Genomic DNA, 16,721 nt, shown 5'->3' on the forward strand with positions numbered 1-16,721 from the left:
GGAGCCCCTGTACGTGCGGCGAGTGGGGACATCGTACGCGCAGGGGCATCAATCAACAGCGCGACCATTTGCTTGATAGATTCGATCCCGATTCATTTATGGGGCGGAGCTCAAAAAGCACCGTCCATCGGAATCCAGACCACGCAGCGTTCCAACTGGTATTCCAAGCAAGTTGACCAATAAATTATTAACCAGAAAAAACAGATAGATACCGACTTGTTTCAAATTACCCCGGCCCAAGTAGTCATTGCGCGAAAACATCCGTTTTTTCGTGGTGCCTGCCGGAGGCGTGTTCATGCCGACTTCCTGATCACGGCCAATTCCGCCTCACGGTTGGCGATGGCTTCTTCCAACTCAGGGGAACGCTTGGCCCATTGCTCGGGCGGCAGCGGTTTGGACCATTCGGTGATGGCGGGATAGGGCAGATCAGGCGGATGCGACAGCTTTAAATTCTGCAATTTTTCCGCGAAATATGTCCCCAGAATCGTAATGCAGAATATTCCCCATAAAACATTTAGAAGGTCCCCCTTACACAAGTCGGTGATAATCGAACCGATTTGCGTTTTTTCGTAGGGGGCAGTACCTACTCGGCTATTGGGTACTGCGTCCGGCCCGATTTCCATGTAGCTGCGCGTGCACTCCCACAACGCCATGGCGGTGGTGCCGCCACCACAGTTAAAGCCGAACGAAAAATGCTTGTTATCCTCCTTGGCCTGCGGATCAGGATTCTCAAAGCCAATGATCAATAAGCCCATGGTGGCTTTACCGGCCTGGCTCACTGACGACTGTTGAGTGGCTGCCGCCGTCACGCTTTCCCAGGGGACAATCCAGTACTCGCCATCCTCTCGTGGCACGCACACCTCACGGCGTTGACGATTAAAGCGCACCGGCAATGGCACCTCACGAAACAGTCCCTGAATTAAAAAAAGCGTAGGAACCCCAATGATGAAGGTAGTCATGATCGCAAATATGTGCATATCGTCATGATCATTTCTGAACAGATATCCCATGAATGCAAACAGCATCACCATCGGCCATAGCACCATCACCGCCGAGCCGATGCTGTAGTTACCAATGTCGAGGAACACCTCGTTCTTGCGCCAAATGGTGTTGAGCACATCCGAGGGTTTTTCACCGGTGGGAATGGGCAACGGCGCTAAGTAGTCATTGCGCGAAAACATCCGTTTTTTCGTGGTGCCTGCCGGTGGCGTACTCATGCCGACTTCCTGATCACGGCCAATTCCGCCTCACGGTTGGCGATGGCTTCTTCCAACTCAGGGGATCGCTTGGCCCATTGCTCGGGCGGCAACGGTTTGGACCATTCGATGATGTCGGGATAGTCGAGGTCTGGTGGCGGTGATAACTTCCATGTTTGCAGCATCATTGCGATCGGAGCACCAAGGAGTAAGGCAGCGATCACCAACCAAATTGCTTGACCAATTTCTTGAGCCATTAGGTGTTGCCTGATTCCATCAAGGTAGTCAGAGCAAACGCCCCAAAAAACACTTCTACCGCGCAGTTTTTCTCTCCCCCCCTCAAAATCATTTGTAATCGGCAAAACCTCTGGCCCAATCTCCATATAACTGCGCATGCACTCCCACAACGCCATGGCCGTGGTGCCGCCACCACAGTTAAAGCCGAACGAAAAATGCTTGTTATCCTCCTTGGCCTGCGGGTCAGGGTTCTCAAAGCCAATGATCAATAAACCCATTGTTGCTTTACCTGCCTGGCTCACTGACGACTGTTGAGTGGCTGCCGCCGTCACGCTTTCCCAGGGGACAATCCAGTATTCGCCATTCTCTCGCGGCACGCACACCTCACGGCGTTGACGATTAAAGCGTACCGGTAAGGGCACCTCGCGGAATAGGCCCTGAACAATAAAGAGAGCGGGAACACCAATAATGATTCCGCCTCCTACAAGAGTAAACACACTGAGATCGGGGGCAATATTTCTAAACGCAAAGGCCAGCCCCAAAAACAGCATCATCGTCGGCCACATCACCATCACCGCCGAACCGATGCTGTAGTTGCCGATATCAAGATAGACCTCGTTCTTTCGCCAGATGGTGTTAAGCACATCCGAGGGGCTTTCACCGGTGGGAATGGGCAACGGCGCGAAGTAGTCATTGCGCGAAAACATCCCTTTTTTCGTAGTGCCTGCCGGTGGCGTACTCATGCCGACTTCCTGATCACGGCCAATTCCGCCTCACGGTTGGCGATGGCTTCTTCCAACTCAGGGGATCGCTTGGCCCATTGCTCGGGCGGCAGCGGTTTGGACCATTCGGTGATGGCGGGATAGGGCAGATCAGGCGGATGCGACAGCTTTAAATTCTGCAATTTTTCTGCGAAATATGTCCCCAGAATCGTAATGCAGAATATTCCCCATAAAACATTTAGAAGGCCCCCTTTACACAAGTCGGTAATAATCGAACCGATTTGCGTTTTTTCGTAGGGGGTAATACCTACTCGGCTATTGGGTACTGCGTCCGGCCCGATTTCCATGTAGCTGCGCGTGCACTCCCACAACGCCATGGCCGTGGTGCCGCCACCACAGTTAAAGCCGAACGAAAAATGCTTGTTATCCTCCTTGGCCTGCGGGTCAGGGTTCTCAAAGCCAATGATCAATAAACCCATCGTTGCTTTACCTGCCTGGCTCACTGACGACTGTTGAGTGGCTGCCGCCGTCACGCTTTCCCAGGGGACGATCCAGTACTCGCCATCCTCTCGTGGCACACACACCTCGCGGCGTTGCCGATTAAAGCGCACCGGCAAGGGCACCTCGCGAAACAGACCTTGAATTATAAAGAGCGCAGGAATGCCTGTGATTACCCCTCCTGCGATAAGAGAAAATTCGCTGAGCTCAGGTGAAATATTTCTAAATCCATAAGCTGCGGATAAAAAAAGCATCACCATCGGCCACAGCACCATTACCGCCGAACCGATGCTGTAGTTGCCAATATCGAGAAACACCTCGTTCTTGCGCCAAATGGTGTTGAGCACATCCGAGGGTTTTTCACCGGTGGGAATGGGTAACGGCGCTAAGTAGTCATTGCGCGAAAACAGCCGTTTTTTTGTGGTGCCTGCCGGTGGCGTACTCATGCCGACTTCCTGATCACGGCCAATTCCGCCTCACGGTTGGCGATGGCTTCTTCCAACTCAGGGGAACGCTTGGCCCATTGCTCGGGTGGTAGCGGCCTGGACCATTCGATGATGTCGGGGTAGGGCAGGTCTGGCGGCGGGTTCAGTTTCCAGCGTTCAAGGACATCTATCAGTAGCGTATTAAAAATAAAAATCCCGCAGAAGCCTTCCCACAAAGCGGTTATAAACCAGCCTCTCAACTTCGCAGCCTTGATAAGGTCGTCCAGGTAGGTAGCCCATATTCCTTTAGATCTGTCGAAGCGTGCCGTCTGATCTTCAACAGCGTCCGGCCCAATCTCCATATAACTGCGCATGCACTCCCACAACGCCATGGCCGTGGTGCCGCCGCCACAGTTAAAGCCGAACGAAAAATGTTTGTTATCCTCTTTGGCCTGCGGATCAGGATTCTCAAAGCCAATGATCAATAAGCCCATCGTAGCTTTACCGGCCTGACTCACCGACGACTGCTGCGTGGCCGCCGCCGTCACACTTTCCCAGGGGACAATCCAGTACTCGCCATCCTCTCGTGGCACGCACACCTCGCGGCGTTGCCGATTAAAGCGCACCGGTAAAGGCACATCGCGAAATAGGCCCTGAATTAAAAAAAGCGTGGGAATCCCAATGATGATTCCGCCTCCTACAAGAGTAAACACACTGAGATCGGGGGCAATATTTCTAAACGCAAAGGCCAGCCCCAAAAACAGCATTACCATCGGCCACAGCACCATCACCGCCGAGCCGATGCTATAGTTTCCGATGTCGAGAAACACCTCGTTCTTGCGCCAAATGGTATTGAGCACATCCGAGGGTTTTTCACCGGTGGGAATGGGCAACGGCGCTAAGTAGTCATTGCGCGAAAACAGCCGTTTTTTCGTGGTGCCTGCCGGTGGCGTACTCATGCCGACTTCCTGATCACGGCCAATTCCGCCTCACGGTTGGCGATGGCTTCTTCCAACTCAGGGGAACGCTTGGCCCATTGCTCCGGTGGCAGCGGTTTGGACCATTCGATGATGTCGGGATAGTCGAGGTCTGGTGGCGGTGATAACTTCCATGTTTGCAGCATCATTGCGATCGGAGCACCAAGGAGTATGGCAGCGATCACCAACCAAATTGCTTGACCAATTTCTTGATCCCTTAGGTGCTGCCTGATTCCATTAAGGTAGTCAGAGCAAACGCCCCAAAAAACACTTCTACCGCGCAGTTTTTCTCTCCCCCCCTCAAAATCATTTGTAATCGGCAAAACCTCTGGCCCGATTTCCATGTAGCTGCGCGTGCACTCCCACAACGCCATGGCCGTGGTGCCGCCACCACAGTTAAACCCGAACCAAAAATGCTTATTATCGTCCTTGGCTTGCGGGTCAGGGTTCTCAAAGCCAATGATCAATAAACCCATTGTTGCTTTACCTGCCTGGCTCACTGACGACTGTTGAGTGGCTGCCGCCGTCACGCTTTCCCAGGGGACGATCCAGTACTCGTCATCCTCTCGTGGCACACACACCTCGCGGCGTTGCCGATTAAAGCGCACCGGCAAGGGCACCTCGCGAAACAGACCTTGAATTATAAAGAGCGCAGGAATACCTGTGATTATCCCTCCTGCGATAAGAGAAAATTCGCTGAGCTCAGGTGAAATATTTCTAAATCCATAAGCTGCGGATAAAAAAAGCATCACCATCGGCCACAGCACCATTACCGCCGAACCGATGCTGTAGTTGCCAATATCGAGAAACACCTCGTTCTTGCGCCAAATGATGTTGAGCACATCCGAGGGTTTTTCACCGGTGGGAACGGGCAACGGCGCCAAGTAGTCATTGCGCGAAAACATCCGTTTTTTCGTGGTGCCTGCCGGTGGCGTACTCATGCGCTGTCCTTAGGTTGCACGGCCAGTTCCGCTTCACGTTTTGCGATGGCTTCTTCCAACTCAGGGGAACGCTTGGCCCATTGCTCGGGTGGTAGCGGTTTGGACCATTCGATGATGTCGGGATAGGGCAGGTCTGGCGGCGGGTACAGCTTTTTCCTTTGCAGATAGGTAGCGAGAGGAGCATTGAAAATAAATACGCCGAATACTCCTTCCCACAATAGTGTTAGAAACCAGCCGCGCTTTTTGGCCTTGTCGTTCATGTAATCGATGTAGTAACGCAGATTTGCACCTGAATTGAGCGCTGCGGCTTCCGGGGCAGCCTCAGGCCCAATCTCCATGTAGCTACGCATACACTCCCACAACGCCATGGCCGTGGTGCCGCCACCACAGTTAAAGCCGAACGAAAAATGCTTGTTATCCTCTTTGGCCTGCGGGTCAGGGTTCTCAAAGCCAACAATCAATAAGCCCATCGTAGCTTTACCGGCCTGGCTCACCGACGACTGCTGCGTGGCCGCCGCCGTCACGCTTTCCCAGGGGACAATCCAGAACTCGCCACCCTCTCGTGGCACGCACACCTCGCGGCGTTGCCGATTAAAGCGCACCGGTAAAGGCACCTCACGAAACAGTCCCTGAATTAAAAAAAGCGTAGGAACCCCAATGATGATTCCGCCTCCTACAAGAGTAAACACACTGAGATCGGGGGCAATATTTCTAAACGCAAAGGCCAGCCCTAAAAACAGCATTACCATCGGCCACAGCACCATCACCGCCGAGCCGATACTGTAGTTTCCGATGTCGAGAAACACCTCGTTCTTGCGCCAAATGGTGTTGAGCACATCCGAGGGTTTTTCACCGGTGGGAATGGGCAACGGCGATAAGTAGTCATTGCGCGAAAACATCCGTTTTTTCGTGGTGCCTGCCGGTGGCGTACTCATGCGCGGTCCTTGGGTTGCAGGTAAGTAGAGCCTGAACGCTCACTGTCGAGCGGGTAGCTTGGTACACGATCCAGTTCCGGTGTCGGATCATCCCGCAGGGCAATCACGCCTCCGTTGTCATTCAGGGTAAAGGCCACACCCCGTTCACCGCCGATAAAGTTGCGGGCGCCCAGCAGTGCGGTCAATGGCGTGCGATACCGCAAGCGCAGGGAGATCGTGCTGGGTGGGGTGCTAAGGACACCTTGTACTGAGCTGAAGGGCCCGCTCAGGCGTAAACCTTGGCCTTCGTTAGCGGGTATCCAGCAACAGGTACTGCCGGGCAGCCAATGAGGTGCCATATCCCGCCAAGGGCGAGGCGGTTTGTAGTTGTTGATCGGGCTGTTTTTGATCAAATCGCGGTAGCGCTGGCTATCCACCGGATCACCGATCAGGCTCAGTTCCAGGTAGGCGCTGCTGGGCTCGGCCCCTGGCAAGTCGATGGTCAGGCTACTGATGGTGCTTACGGAAGTCAGCCCGGAGGGACCACTTGAACTGCCCATTACCGAGCTGCTCTCCATGCTCACGCGTGGGGTATACAGGATGCCGTACAGTTGATTGAGTTCGTCTTGTTGGGCCTTGGCCGCGATAGGATCTAAATTCCCTGCTCGGGCTTTTGACCAGCAGCAGAAGTTGAGGAAATTTTGCAGCGGGGTTTGCTGAAAGAACCAGGTGATCAGGTACAGCACGCCCAGCGCGAACATGATCCAGTTGAGCGGGCCCATGCATAGCGAGTAGCGCATGATGGCTGTTTCGACTTCCACCAGTCCAGCTAAGGTTCTCATCGTGTAGGTAGCCCCCAACAGAGCCTGACTACCATAAGCCGCTATTTGTCCACCAACTACAGCCTGGCGCATCTCCAGCCACGGATCGATATGTGATTGCGCGCTTTCCATCTGTTTTTGCAGGGATTTAAACTCCGCTCCAGCAGCAACGAACGACAACCCACCAATCACCCCACCAAATAGAGTGAGGGTTGGGGCCGCTGAACCAAAGAAGTGAAGTCGATCCACCCCCAACCCCTGCCGCACCTGACTATCAATCACCGCCGTCAACGCGGCAGCGGCATACAAAGCAGCGGAAACTGTATCGTTGACGCGCTGACTGTCCATCCCCTCCACTGACCCGGCCTGACTCAGGTAATTACTCGCGTTGAGTGTATTCAGCAGCAAGGCTGCCAATGGCACGACCCCACCACTATTGGTCACAAAGGCGGAGTTCGTGATGCCTGTCACGCGTCCGGCGCCAATGGCTTCCCCTGTGGTGCGGGCCCATTGGGTCAGCCCTTCGGCTTTTTGCCCCAACAACGTCCAAATCTGCCGGCCACCCTCGGTCACCAACTGCAAACGAGTTTCGCTGCCTAAGCGAGCGGCGACGAAAACGCCAAGCCAGGCACTGCTGAAGGTTTGAGCTCCTTTGAGCAACAGCAACGACGCCGCCAGACGGTTGACCAGTACATTCCATGGACTATGGGCGTCGCGGGCCATGGCCGCGAGGTCATCCAGAATCGGCCTGGTCAATGGCGCGAGTGCCTGATGGGTTGCCGCGATATTCTCGGAGGCCAGTGCCGCCATCAGCTCGCCCAGGCGAGAGGTGTTATTAATCTCCGCATCGAGTGAGGGCGTCCAGGCGCGGAACAGTTGTGTCAGTGCGCCGCCATCGGCTGCCCGCACATAGTCGGCGTATTGTTCGGCGCCCTGGGCACGAATGCATTGGGCGGTCAAACAACCGGTGGCCAGCTCGGTCAACCAATGCCGGGTTTCCGGGTCATAGTAATCGACAAACCAGGTACCGTTGGCGGAACGCTTGAGGTATACGCCTCGGTCAGTAAACAGTGCTTTATGGCGTTGTTCGATCTGCTGGAAATGCGCCGGCGCGGTGGTGTCGAGCCAGGTGTTCATCGCTGTCAGATCGATATACTCGCCGACTTTGGCACTGAGGAAATCGTTGTCGAGGTTGGCCTGCTTTTCAGCACGGTACTCACGTACCACGAACTCTGCCTCGTTGTACAAATCAGCCGGAATAAAGGCCCTCACCGGTGAGACGATGGCCGCGATCCGCGCATCGCGGTCGCGGGCTTCAGCCGGGCCAGGCGCGCCACCGTAACGACGGGCCTGAGTTTCCGCCTTGAGCTCATCGTCCAGCTGATGCTGGGCATTGAGCATCACCCACCCCTGATCGGGCGTCAGGTGGATGTCACGCTCCTTGTAGCGGTAGCTGAGGGAACCCGCCAGCTCGGCACCGTCTTCGCTGATCAGGCTGCGCACAAACCCGCCGATACTGAGGCGCAGATTGTTGTCACCGATCCATTGTTCGTGTCGCGCTTCCACCCATTCCTGCTCATGGTTGATATCGCGCAGCACACCCAAGTCATCATCCAGGCACGCAAAGACAGGGAACAAACCTTTGGCCTGCGCTTTCGCCAGGTCGAGCCAATTCTGCGTGGCCTGCCCCTCCCAGCGTTCAGCACTCCACTCACCCGGAGGCTCATCGCTGGCGTCGGGGTGTTGGGCGATGACTTTCTCCCGCTCACGTGAACGGTGCATGGCCTCGGTGTAGGCATTGATATTCAGGGTCGTCGGGTCTTTCATCGCGGTCGCACCCAGTGCATCCGTATCATCGCCGCCCCGTTGTTGGTCAGCCTTCATCGACCTGGTATAGGTGACTGGGATGAGTTCAGCCATGACCTGATCGGCTTTGGCCAGCGGCGGGCAATGAGGCGCTTGCAACTCGTTGGCCACCGTGCGCAAGGCCATCTGGCGCATGTGTGCACTGCGCTTGGCACTGCTCTCGCTCAGCGACTGACAGTGTTCTGGATTCAGTGGAAACTCGCTATAGAGCATCCAGGCGTCATAGATTTTCTTCAGGGCCAGACCTGTCAGGGTGCCATCCAGCACGACGGTGGCATCGGCTTCCAGCGCTTGTTCACTCAGCAAACCATTCGACCCGATGGCATAGCGTTTGAGAGGACCTTGGTCCTGCCACAGATAAAGAAAACCTCCGCGCAGGCGGCGTGCCGCCATAGGGTGGCTCTGGGTAGCCACGCCGGGCACGCAGCAAGGATGGGCGGCTTGTTCTTCTGCCAGGGCATACCGCACGGGCACTACGAATATGTCCGGTTGGTGGGCTGGGCATGGCGTAATTGAACTGTTGATATCTTCGTGGGGCATCGCCTTGGCGGCCCGGTTAGCCTGAGCCAACCGATCAACCATGGCCAGTTTTTCTGCGCTCATGCGGAGAATTCCTTATCGGTGAGCTGCTGACGCTCTAGTTCAGCACTCAGGTTGTCCAGGCGTTGCTCAGGCAAAATCCCAGGTTCGGTGAGAATCTGTCGGTAAACGGCATGGCCGGGAGCGTCAGGAAAGTCATTACCTAGTAAGGCGTGAAAGCTGGCCCAGCGGGTGACTTCATCGGCGGAGCTGTAGCCTTGTCGTTCAGCACTGAGTTGACAGGTCGTGACCCACTGCTGCTGTGCGGCGTGATCCAATCCTTGCAGGCACTGAGGGAAGTGCTGCTGACAATGTTCGATCAACTGCTGGGCAAGACGCTGCCGCTTGGCTTCGCTCAAGTGATCCAGTTGTTCTGGGGTCAGGCATAACCAAGGCTGTTCCGTATACTGCGCGATGGGCTGCTCAGGGTTTTCCTGACGAATAAATCCGGAGCTGTGAGCCAATTTCGGCAGCAAGATAAGTCGGATTGGCCCCATCAATCGATCACGCGCCTGGGGCTCCAGACCAGTCAGCCACAAACGCGTGATACGGGGGTCGTAGTAACGAAAAAGGACCGTCGCGTCACCCTCGACGCGGACGTGAATCAGGCTGCGCAGGTGGTGTAATACAGATGCCTCGTCCACCTCGGACTCCAGCCAGATACCCGCCGTTGCACTCCACTCCAGTGCAAAGAGGTGGGCCAACGGGCTGTTGGGGGAAACCGGCACCAATATGGGGCCAATATCCGCCAGCTCGCGGTAGGCCGTGTGCTGATACAGCGGCTGAAACTTAGTGTTTCCCCCCTGATCGAGCAGGCGCTCGGACAGGTTGTCGATCTGAGCACCATCCAGCAGTAAATAAGCCTGATTCATGCATTCAACTCCGCTAGTTTTTGACACACCGCACAGACCGGTGCGGCGTGACGTGCGGCCTGAATCAACGCAGATGTTTGTGAGGCCAGTGACGGCGCAACCAACGCCTCGCCGACCATCGGTATGACTGAAAGGGCCTGCTGCGCAGGAACCCCCGCCATAGGTGCCCCACCTTGGACGATAGGTACGCTGCTGAAAATCCCCGCAGGGGTGATGACGATGTGGTGACCTCCTGCGCTGAGCGTCAGGCTCATCCCGGCACCGACCACCACGTTGGTGGCTGTGACGTGAGCGTGTGCCCCGGCCTGAATCACCACCGTACCGTCTGCCATGGTGCTGCTGTCACCGGTAATGCTGGTCAGTTCGCTACCACCAATCACCGTGTTGCGCAGACCTTGGGTCGTGTGCAGTTCGTCACCCTTGATCAAGCTGGAACTGTTGTTGTCCACCTGCTCAAAGCGGTCGTTATTGATCAGGGTGTGACTGTCGCGAGTAATTTGCTCGTGGCGATCGTTACCGATCTTGGTGTCACTGTCGTTGAGGATTACCTGTTCAATATCGCGCTGAGCGCGCAGGCAGATCAGTTCCTGGCCGCTACGATCTTCAATCGATAGCTCGTTGTAGCCACCACTGGCGGGCGAGCTTTGGCTACGCAGGACGGTTTTGGTTTTGTTCGCGGGCAAGGGATAAGGCAGCGATGTGACCTTGTTCGGCACGCACCCGGTAATCAATGGATTGTCGGGATTACCTTCAAGGTAGGTCACCACCACTTCCATGCCGATGCGCGGTATGGTCACCGAACCGAAACCTTCCCCCGCCCAGTTGGATGAAACCCGCAGCCAGCAACTGCTCTTGTCGCTGCCAAGTTCGGCGCGGTCCCAATGGAATTCGACCTTAACCCGCCCGTACTCATCGCAAAAGATTTCCTCCCCTGCTGGACCGGTGACTTGAGCGGTCTGACTGACCAATACCGATTTACGCGTGACCAGCGCTGGACGGTAGAACACGTCCCAGGGAATCGCGCTGAAGGTATTACGGTAACCTTGGGTAAAACCGTCTTCAGATTTAACCTCGCTAGTAACTGATTCCTCAAGAGCCTGGGGCTGCTTACCGGAGTGAGTCACGCTGAGTAACAACCACAAATCGTTGCACTGCTGACGCGGATGTTCGGTCAGGTCAAAGAAGTGACCACTGCGCAGGGTTGGCTGGTCGCTTTTACCCTCGGCCAACTGATAATCGGCACGGTGCCGCTCCAGCGCCTGCCGGGCAATCTGTTTGCCGAGCTTTTCATTTTCATGCCGCACCGGGTAACGGTAATCTTCAAGTGCAGGACTGAACTCGGCAGTGAATTGGCTTTCCAGCAACTGGCTTGGGCGTTTTAAGTCATAGCCCCGCCGCGTGGTGGTGCTGGTTCGGGTGTTGAAACGCATGGAGAACTGGCTGACGACCGGGTGATCCGCGGCCAGGCCGGAGCCTTGCTGATAGACCGTCGCCCCCAGTTTGGGGAAGTAGGTCTGATCATCAGTGAATACCAACTGATGGCCATCCTGGCTGTGTTGGTGGTGCCACGAAATCCCGTCCTCACTGCACAACCGCTGGATGAACTCGAAGTCGTTTTCAGCGTATTGCGTGCAGTATTCGCGCTCTGGGCTGGTGCTGACATTAAAGGTAAACGCATCGGCCTGAATCCCGTGACCCTGGAGCACTTTGGCCACGATCTGCGGCACCGTCAGATGCTGAAAAATCCGTTGGTTGTGGCTGAACTGCAGATAGTGCAAGGCCGGCACCAAGGTCAACTGATAGCGGGTCAGGCGCTTGCCCGCCTCGCCCACCAGCACGTCCTCGATATGCCCATGCATGCCTTCCCCATTCAGGCCAAACTGCAGAAAAGCCGGCTGCCCGAGCAGGCGCTCAAGGTCGAAATCCGGCGACTCGCTGACGAGCTCAATCTGGATCGCATACAAGCTGCTGATCGCTTCCGTACCCTCGAAAGCGAGGACCTTGAAGTCGTTGCGAACAGAAGGGATCAATAACGCAAAATGCGCAGCATTGGCCGGCGCGAACATACGCTTATCCTTGGCTGAGAGAGAAGACAACACACAAAACGGCATCAACCGTCAAACAGGTCGATGCCGTGAAACCGCCTGCCCGTGTCAGCCAGCGACTGGGGTGCGCCAGTCATCAGAACCGGAGGTGCCAGACACTTCGTGGGTCCAGGTGATTTTGCGATAGGTGAACTCAACGTCTTCCAGATGCGTGAAGTGCGAATTCGACGGATCCTGGCAGTTATGCATGTAATCCTTGATGTCGACGATGATCGCGTCTTCGAGTTTGGTGGTGAAGTAGTGCTCTTGAGTACCCGCTGCCGAGGTGCGATACCACTGGATGGTAATCTCAGTCAGACGTTCGCCGGACGTCAGTGCAGCCAGCAGCAGCGGCGAGGACTTGTCGAACACCTTAATGATTTTGACAGGCTTATGAACGCGTTGACCGGTCGGTTGACCCGATTGCGGATCGCGAGGAATGATCACTTCGTGGCTAAAGCCCTGAACCATGACCTGGTCTTCATGACCTTCCTGGTAGGTGTTGCCGACCGAGTCAGCGGTGAAAGCACCGGCAGTGATCAGGCCCTGTTTGGTACCTGTGATGGACATATATGCTGGCGTAGCCATGGATGTTCCTTGCTGAAAATAGAGGAACCCGCAGGCATGTTTGCACTGCAGGTGCCGTAAACTCTTTCAAGGTTTATGCCAATAAAACTAAATACCTTATTTATCAACGGTATGGATTTAAAGCCGTAGATTTAGCTAGCGTCTAACATAGGAATTATCAATAAAAGTGCGCAAGAAGTTGCGCAATGCTGTGCAACTTCTTGCGCACTTGCCTGTAAGTAGTTAAGTACGTGCCCTGTAGAGATTTATTCACAGGGTTATCCACATTTTAGTGTGCAACTTTTGGCGCATGATGGCAATTTAGCGCTATTCGATTTCAGCATTCATAAATATCAGTCGTTCAGGAGTTTTCCTGAGGCGATTCACTTGCCCATTACGTATCGAGTGACAGCCAGTCAATAGCAAAGAGCCATGCAAAAAAGCTGACTCTTTACCATTAACCCCTCTCAGACCGCGCCATCCACTAATTGAAAGCGGCCACGCTCATTCGCGTTGATACGGCGATATGCATCACGATCAGATCTTCTTCGGGCAACTTGCACGAATTCCTCTCGCCACCAAAAAACCTAACCAATTGAAAAATCTGTTTTTTTGTAATTTCTGCAACTGGCACAGCTTATGCGATATCTACCTGGAAATTCATGCACGCCGACACAGATCGGCAAACACCTAACCGTGATAGCGAGGCTGCAAAAATGAACGCCATTGATCTTCTGAAAGCCGACCACGAAAAAGTCAAAGCCATTCTGACTCAGTTGAGCGAGTCGACTGATCGGGCCCTGAAAAAACGCGTTGATCTGTTGGATAAGCTGGAGTTGGAAATCAGCATTCACACTCAGTTGGAAGAACAGATCCTTTACCCGGCTTTTAAAGAAGCAGGTGGCAAGGAGCAGGATGAGATGTATTACGAAGCCAAGGAAGAGCACCGGACCGTCGACGCCCTGGTCCTTCCGGACCTGAAAGTCACAGACCCGGGCAGCCCGGAATTTGCAGGTCGGGTAAAAGTAGTGAAAGAGCTGCTGGAGCACCACATCGAGGAAGAAGAAATCGAGATGTTCCCGCAAGCCAAAAAGCTCTTGGGCAAAGCCAAGCTCGATGAATTGGGTGAACAGATGCAGACATTAAAAGCATCGCTCAAAAAGAGCATGACGTCTTCGAAACAAGCGGCGTAACACTTAAACGCCCGGCCCCCGTTACCGAACGCAGCACCTTGAGCCCGGACCTGTCCGGGCTTTTTGGTAGGCGCTTGTTCGCGAAGAACGCATAGGCGCCGCGTTTATTCAGGAAACACGCGTTATCGTGGACGTTTTTCGCGAGCAAGCTCGCTCCTACAATGATCGCTAACTGTGCGTTTTTTTTTGGTGTGGCCTTCCATCAATGCGTCACACGCTCGTGGAAACTTTATGCAAAATTTACGCAGCCGGGTGCTCCAGCATCCGATACTGCTCGGCGCTAATTTGGCAGGCCACCCTTTATGTCCCTCGCAGCCATGCGGCTTATCGGCTTCATCCTCGGCATTTTTCTGATTACGCTGGCGGTCAGCATGGCCATTCCCATGATCACGCTCGCCCTCTACGAGCGAAGCGACGATCTATGGGCGTTTGTCTGGTCGGGCATGATTACTTTCGTCTGCGGCGTACTGCTTAGCGTGTGGGGACGGCGACCGGAAGCGGCCCAGTTGCGTCCCAGGGATATGTACCTGCTGACTACGGCCAGTTGGGTGGTGGTGTGTAGCTTCGCTGCATTGCCCATGGTGTTCATCAGCCACATCAGTTACACCGATGCATTCTTTGAGACGATGTCGGGCATCACCACCACCGGATCAACGGTGCTGAGCGGCCTCGATAGCGCCTCGCCGGGATTGTTGATATGGCGCTCGATGCTGCACTGGTTGGGTGGTATCGGCTTTATCGGCATGGCGGTCGCCATCCTTCCCCTGCTGCGGGTCGGGGGCATGCGTCTGTTCCAGACGGAGTCCTCCGACTGGTCGGAGAAAGTCACGCCGCGCTCCCATGTGGCCGCCAAATACATCCTTTTTCTCTACCTGGGACTCACTGGCGCCAGTGCTGTCGCGCTGTGGATCGCTGGTATGACACCGTTCGAAGCGATCAACCACGCCATGTCGCTGATCTCCACAGGCGGGTTTTCCACCTCGGATGCCTCGCTTGGGCATTGGACGCAACCGGCGATTCATTGGGTCGCGGTGGTTATCATGATCCTGGGCAGCCTGCCCTTCACCTTGTACGTCGCGACATTGCGCGGTCATCGACGCGCGCTGGCCAATGATCATCAGGTTCGCGGATTTATCGGGTTCTTGCTGGTCACCTGGCTGGCGGTGGGGACATGGTTATGTGTTCACAGCGATTACGCCTGGTGGGATGCCGTGCGTATCGTGGCGGTCAACGTGACCTCTATCGTCACGACCACGGGCATTGCGGTGGGCGATTACACGTTATGGGGCAGCTTCGCGGTGTTGCTGTTCTTCTACCTGACCTTTGTCGGCGGATGTTCCGGCTCGACGGCGGGCGGTCTGAAAATCTTCCGTTTCCAGGTTGCAGCGGCCTTGCTGGTCAGCAGCTTGAAGCAGTTGATCCATCCTCGGGCGGTGATCCAGAAGAAATACAACAACCATCCGATTGACGAAGAGATCTTGCGCTCACTGCTGACCTTCTCGTTTTTCTTCAGCATCACCATTGCCGTGATTGCCCTGGGCCTCGCGCTGATCGGGCTGGATTGGACGACTGCGCTAAGTGGCGCGGCCACTGCGGTGTGTAACGTAGGCCCGGGACTGGGCACGATCATCGGGCCTGTCGGCAACTTCTCCTCATTGCCTGATGCAGCGAAATGGCTACTGACCATTGGCATGCTGCTCGGACGCCTGGAGATCCTCACCGTATTGGTCATTGTCACTCCCGTCTTCTGGAGGTATTAGGCGCTCCGCTTCAGGCCAACCCAGCCTCTCACTCCAGCGTTGATTTCGACTACAGTAGGAAGACTCTGCATAAAGCCATAACAAGACGGAGCACTTTCCATGCGCGTAAAAAAACGCTTCAGCCTCCTGGCCGCCACGGCTGCGTTGACAGTCTCGTGTGCGGCCAATGCCGCACCGATATTCATAAACATCCTCACCGGGGGCACCAGCGGGGTTTATTACCCTATCGGGGTCGGGCTGTCGCAGATCTACAGCGAAGGGATCGAGGGGTCGAAGACTTCAGTCCAGGCGACCAAAGCCTCGGTGGAGAATCTCAACCTTTTACAAGCCGGCCGTGGGGAACTTGCTTTTGCGCTTGGAGACTCTGTGGCTGATGCAAAAAACGGCGTGGAAGACGCCGGGTTCAAGGCGCCACTGACAAAGTTGCGCGCGATTGCGGGCGCCTATCCGAATTACATCCAAATTGTTGCGAATAAAGAGTCCGGGATCAAAACCCTGGCCGACCTGAAAGGCAAAACCATCTCCGTCGGTGCTCCGAAATCCGGGACCGAGTTGAACGCGCGGGCGATCTTCAAGGCCGCGGGACTGACCTACGATGACATGAGCAAGGTCCAATACCTGCCCTTCGCCGAGTCGGTCGAACTGATCAAGAATCGTCAGCTGGACGCCACGCTGCAGTCTTCGGGACTGGGAATGGCGGCCATTCGCGACCTGGCTTCAACCATGTCATTGAACTACGTCTCCATCCCCGCGGAGGTGGTGACAAAAATTGGCAATGCCGCGTACCTGCCCGCCCAAATCCCCGCCAACACCTATGACGGACAGCCCGACCCCGTGCCGACGGTGGCGATCACCAATATTCTGGTGACTCACTCGGACGTCTCCGACGACGTGGCCTACAAGATGACCAAGCTGATGTTCGATAACCTGAAGCGCCTCGGCAATTCTCACTCGGCCGCCAAGGACATCCACGTGCAAAACGCTGCAAAGAACCTGCCCATCCCCCTGCATCCCGGCGCCGAACGCTACTACAAGGAAGTTGGCGCGTTGTAACCCAACAACAGGCCAC

Annotated in this window: 14 protein-coding genes; 3 read left to right on the forward strand and 11 right to left on the reverse strand. The window is 55.3% G+C overall.

The window, feature by feature from the left end; translation table 11 throughout:
• Positions 1 to 96 precede the first annotated feature (96 nt).
• The 11 genes from BLU75_RS19045 to BLU75_RS19095 form a co-directional block, all read right to left on the reverse strand.
• On the reverse strand, positions 97 to 297 hold the full coding sequence (locus tag BLU75_RS19045) for a hypothetical protein (RefSeq protein WP_090221528.1): 201 nt from the start codon (positions 295 to 297) through the stop codon (positions 97 to 99).
• Entirely contained in the window at positions 294 to 1,217 is a 924-nt protein-coding gene (locus tag BLU75_RS19050; RefSeq protein WP_084379052.1) for a hypothetical protein, read from the reverse strand. The genes BLU75_RS19045 and BLU75_RS19050 overlap by 4 nt, the downstream gene beginning before the upstream one ends.
• Positions 1,214 to 2,176: a hypothetical protein gene (locus tag BLU75_RS19055; protein WP_084379051.1), complete on the reverse strand. Its 963-nt coding sequence runs from the start codon at positions 2,174 to 2,176 to the stop codon at positions 1,214 to 1,216. Before BLU75_RS19055 ends, BLU75_RS19050 begins: the two co-directional genes overlap by 4 nt.
• Positions 2,173 to 3,099: a hypothetical protein gene (locus tag BLU75_RS19060; RefSeq protein ID WP_084379050.1), complete on the reverse strand. Its 927-nt coding sequence runs from the start codon at positions 3,097 to 3,099 to the stop codon at positions 2,173 to 2,175. The genes BLU75_RS19055 and BLU75_RS19060 overlap by 4 nt, the downstream gene beginning before the upstream one ends.
• Positions 3,096 to 4,037 carry a hypothetical protein gene (locus tag BLU75_RS19065; protein WP_084379049.1) on the reverse strand — a complete coding sequence of 314 codons (942 nt, stop codon included), beginning with the start codon at positions 4,035 to 4,037 and terminating at the stop codon, positions 3,096 to 3,098. The genes BLU75_RS19060 and BLU75_RS19065 overlap by 4 nt, the downstream gene beginning before the upstream one ends.
• Positions 4,034 to 4,996: a hypothetical protein gene (locus BLU75_RS19070; RefSeq protein ID WP_084379048.1), complete on the reverse strand. Its 963-nt coding sequence runs from the start codon at positions 4,994 to 4,996 to the stop codon at positions 4,034 to 4,036. The genes BLU75_RS19065 and BLU75_RS19070 overlap by 4 nt, the downstream gene beginning before the upstream one ends.
• Positions 4,993 to 5,931 carry a hypothetical protein gene (locus BLU75_RS19075; protein ID WP_084379047.1) on the reverse strand — a complete coding sequence of 313 codons (939 nt, stop codon included), beginning with the start codon at positions 5,929 to 5,931 and terminating at the stop codon, positions 4,993 to 4,995. Before BLU75_RS19075 ends, BLU75_RS19070 begins: the two co-directional genes overlap by 4 nt.
• Positions 5,928 to 9,200, reverse strand: coding sequence for a toxin VasX (locus BLU75_RS19080; protein WP_090221529.1), 3,273 nt, complete (start codon positions 9,198 to 9,200; stop codon positions 5,928 to 5,930). The genes BLU75_RS19075 and BLU75_RS19080 overlap by 4 nt, the downstream gene beginning before the upstream one ends.
• A complete protein-coding gene (locus BLU75_RS19085; RefSeq protein ID WP_084379045.1) occupies positions 9,197 to 10,048 on the reverse strand; it encodes a DUF4123 domain-containing protein in 852 nt (283 codons plus the stop codon). Before BLU75_RS19085 ends, BLU75_RS19080 begins: the two co-directional genes overlap by 4 nt.
• A complete protein-coding gene (locus BLU75_RS19090; RefSeq protein WP_084379044.1) occupies positions 10,045 to 12,114 on the reverse strand; it encodes a type VI secretion system Vgr family protein in 2,070 nt (689 codons plus the stop codon). Before BLU75_RS19090 ends, BLU75_RS19085 begins: the two co-directional genes overlap by 4 nt.
• A gap of 87 nt (positions 12,115 to 12,201) precedes the next feature.
• The gene (locus BLU75_RS19095; RefSeq protein WP_084379043.1) at positions 12,202 to 12,720 is read right to left on the reverse strand and encodes an Hcp family type VI secretion system effector; all 519 of its coding nucleotides are present in this window, start codon (positions 12,718 to 12,720) and stop codon (positions 12,202 to 12,204) included.
• A gap of 695 nt (positions 12,721 to 13,415) precedes the next feature.
• Here BLU75_RS19095 and BLU75_RS19100 point away from each other — a divergent pair.
• The 3 genes from BLU75_RS19100 (at position 13,416) to BLU75_RS19110 (ending at position 16,705) form a co-directional block, all read left to right on the forward strand.
• Complete coding sequence (locus tag BLU75_RS19100) at positions 13,416 to 13,892, forward strand: hemerythrin domain-containing protein (RefSeq protein WP_084379042.1); 477 nt, start codon at positions 13,416 to 13,418, stop codon at positions 13,890 to 13,892.
• A gap of 302 nt (positions 13,893 to 14,194) precedes the next feature.
• Positions 14,195 to 15,652: a TrkH family potassium uptake protein gene (locus BLU75_RS19105; RefSeq protein WP_084379041.1), complete on the forward strand. Its 1,458-nt coding sequence runs from the start codon at positions 14,195 to 14,197 to the stop codon at positions 15,650 to 15,652.
• 99 nt (positions 15,653 to 15,751) lie between these two features.
• The gene (locus BLU75_RS19110) at positions 15,752 to 16,705 is read left to right on the forward strand and encodes a TAXI family TRAP transporter solute-binding subunit (protein ID WP_084379040.1); all 954 of its coding nucleotides are present in this window, start codon (positions 15,752 to 15,754) and stop codon (positions 16,703 to 16,705) included.
• Positions 16,706 to 16,721: the final 16 nt, after the last annotated feature.

It is taken from the genome of Pseudomonas mucidolens, from assembly GCF_900106045.1.
GTDB classification, from domain to species: domain Bacteria; phylum Pseudomonadota; class Gammaproteobacteria; order Pseudomonadales; family Pseudomonadaceae; genus Aquipseudomonas; species Aquipseudomonas mucidolens.

Bases quoted from the DNA above. Each gene is read 5' to 3' on its own strand.
- BLU75_RS19045 (WP_090221528.1), bottom strand. From the start codon at position 297: ATGAACACGCCTCCGGCAGGCACCACGAAAAAACGGATGTTTTCGCGC.
- BLU75_RS19050 (WP_084379052.1), bottom strand. From the start codon at position 1,217: ATGAGTACGCCACCGGCAGGCACCACGAAAAAACGGATGTTTTCGCGC.
- BLU75_RS19055 (WP_084379051.1), bottom strand. From the start codon at position 2,176: ATGAGTACGCCACCGGCAGGCACTACGAAAAAAGGGATGTTTTCGCGC.
- BLU75_RS19060 (WP_084379050.1), bottom strand. From the start codon at position 3,099: ATGAGTACGCCACCGGCAGGCACCACAAAAAAACGGCTGTTTTCGCGC.
- BLU75_RS19065 (WP_084379049.1), bottom strand. From the start codon at position 4,037: ATGAGTACGCCACCGGCAGGCACCACGAAAAAACGGCTGTTTTCGCGC.
- BLU75_RS19070 (WP_084379048.1), bottom strand. From the start codon at position 4,996: ATGAGTACGCCACCGGCAGGCACCACGAAAAAACGGATGTTTTCGCGC.
- BLU75_RS19075 (WP_084379047.1), bottom strand. From the start codon at position 5,931: ATGAGTACGCCACCGGCAGGCACCACGAAAAAACGGATGTTTTCGCGC.
- BLU75_RS19080 (WP_090221529.1), bottom strand. From the start codon at position 9,200: ATGAGCGCAGAAAAACTGGCCATGGTTGATCGGTTGGCTCAGGCTAAC.
- BLU75_RS19085 (WP_084379045.1), bottom strand. From the start codon at position 10,048: ATGAATCAGGCTTATTTACTGCTGGATGGTGCTCAGATCGACAACCTG.
- BLU75_RS19090 (WP_084379044.1), bottom strand. From the start codon at position 12,114: ATGTTCGCGCCGGCCAATGCTGCGCATTTTGCGTTATTGATCCCTTCT.
- BLU75_RS19095 (WP_084379043.1), bottom strand. From the start codon at position 12,720: ATGGCTACGCCAGCATATATGTCCATCACAGGTACCAAACAGGGCCTG.
- BLU75_RS19100 (WP_084379042.1), top strand. From the start codon at position 13,416: ATGAACGCCATTGATCTTCTGAAAGCCGACCACGAAAAAGTCAAAGCC.
- BLU75_RS19105 (WP_084379041.1), top strand. From the start codon at position 14,195: ATGTCCCTCGCAGCCATGCGGCTTATCGGCTTCATCCTCGGCATTTTT.
- BLU75_RS19110 (WP_084379040.1), top strand. From the start codon at position 15,752: ATGCGCGTAAAAAAACGCTTCAGCCTCCTGGCCGCCACGGCTGCGTTG.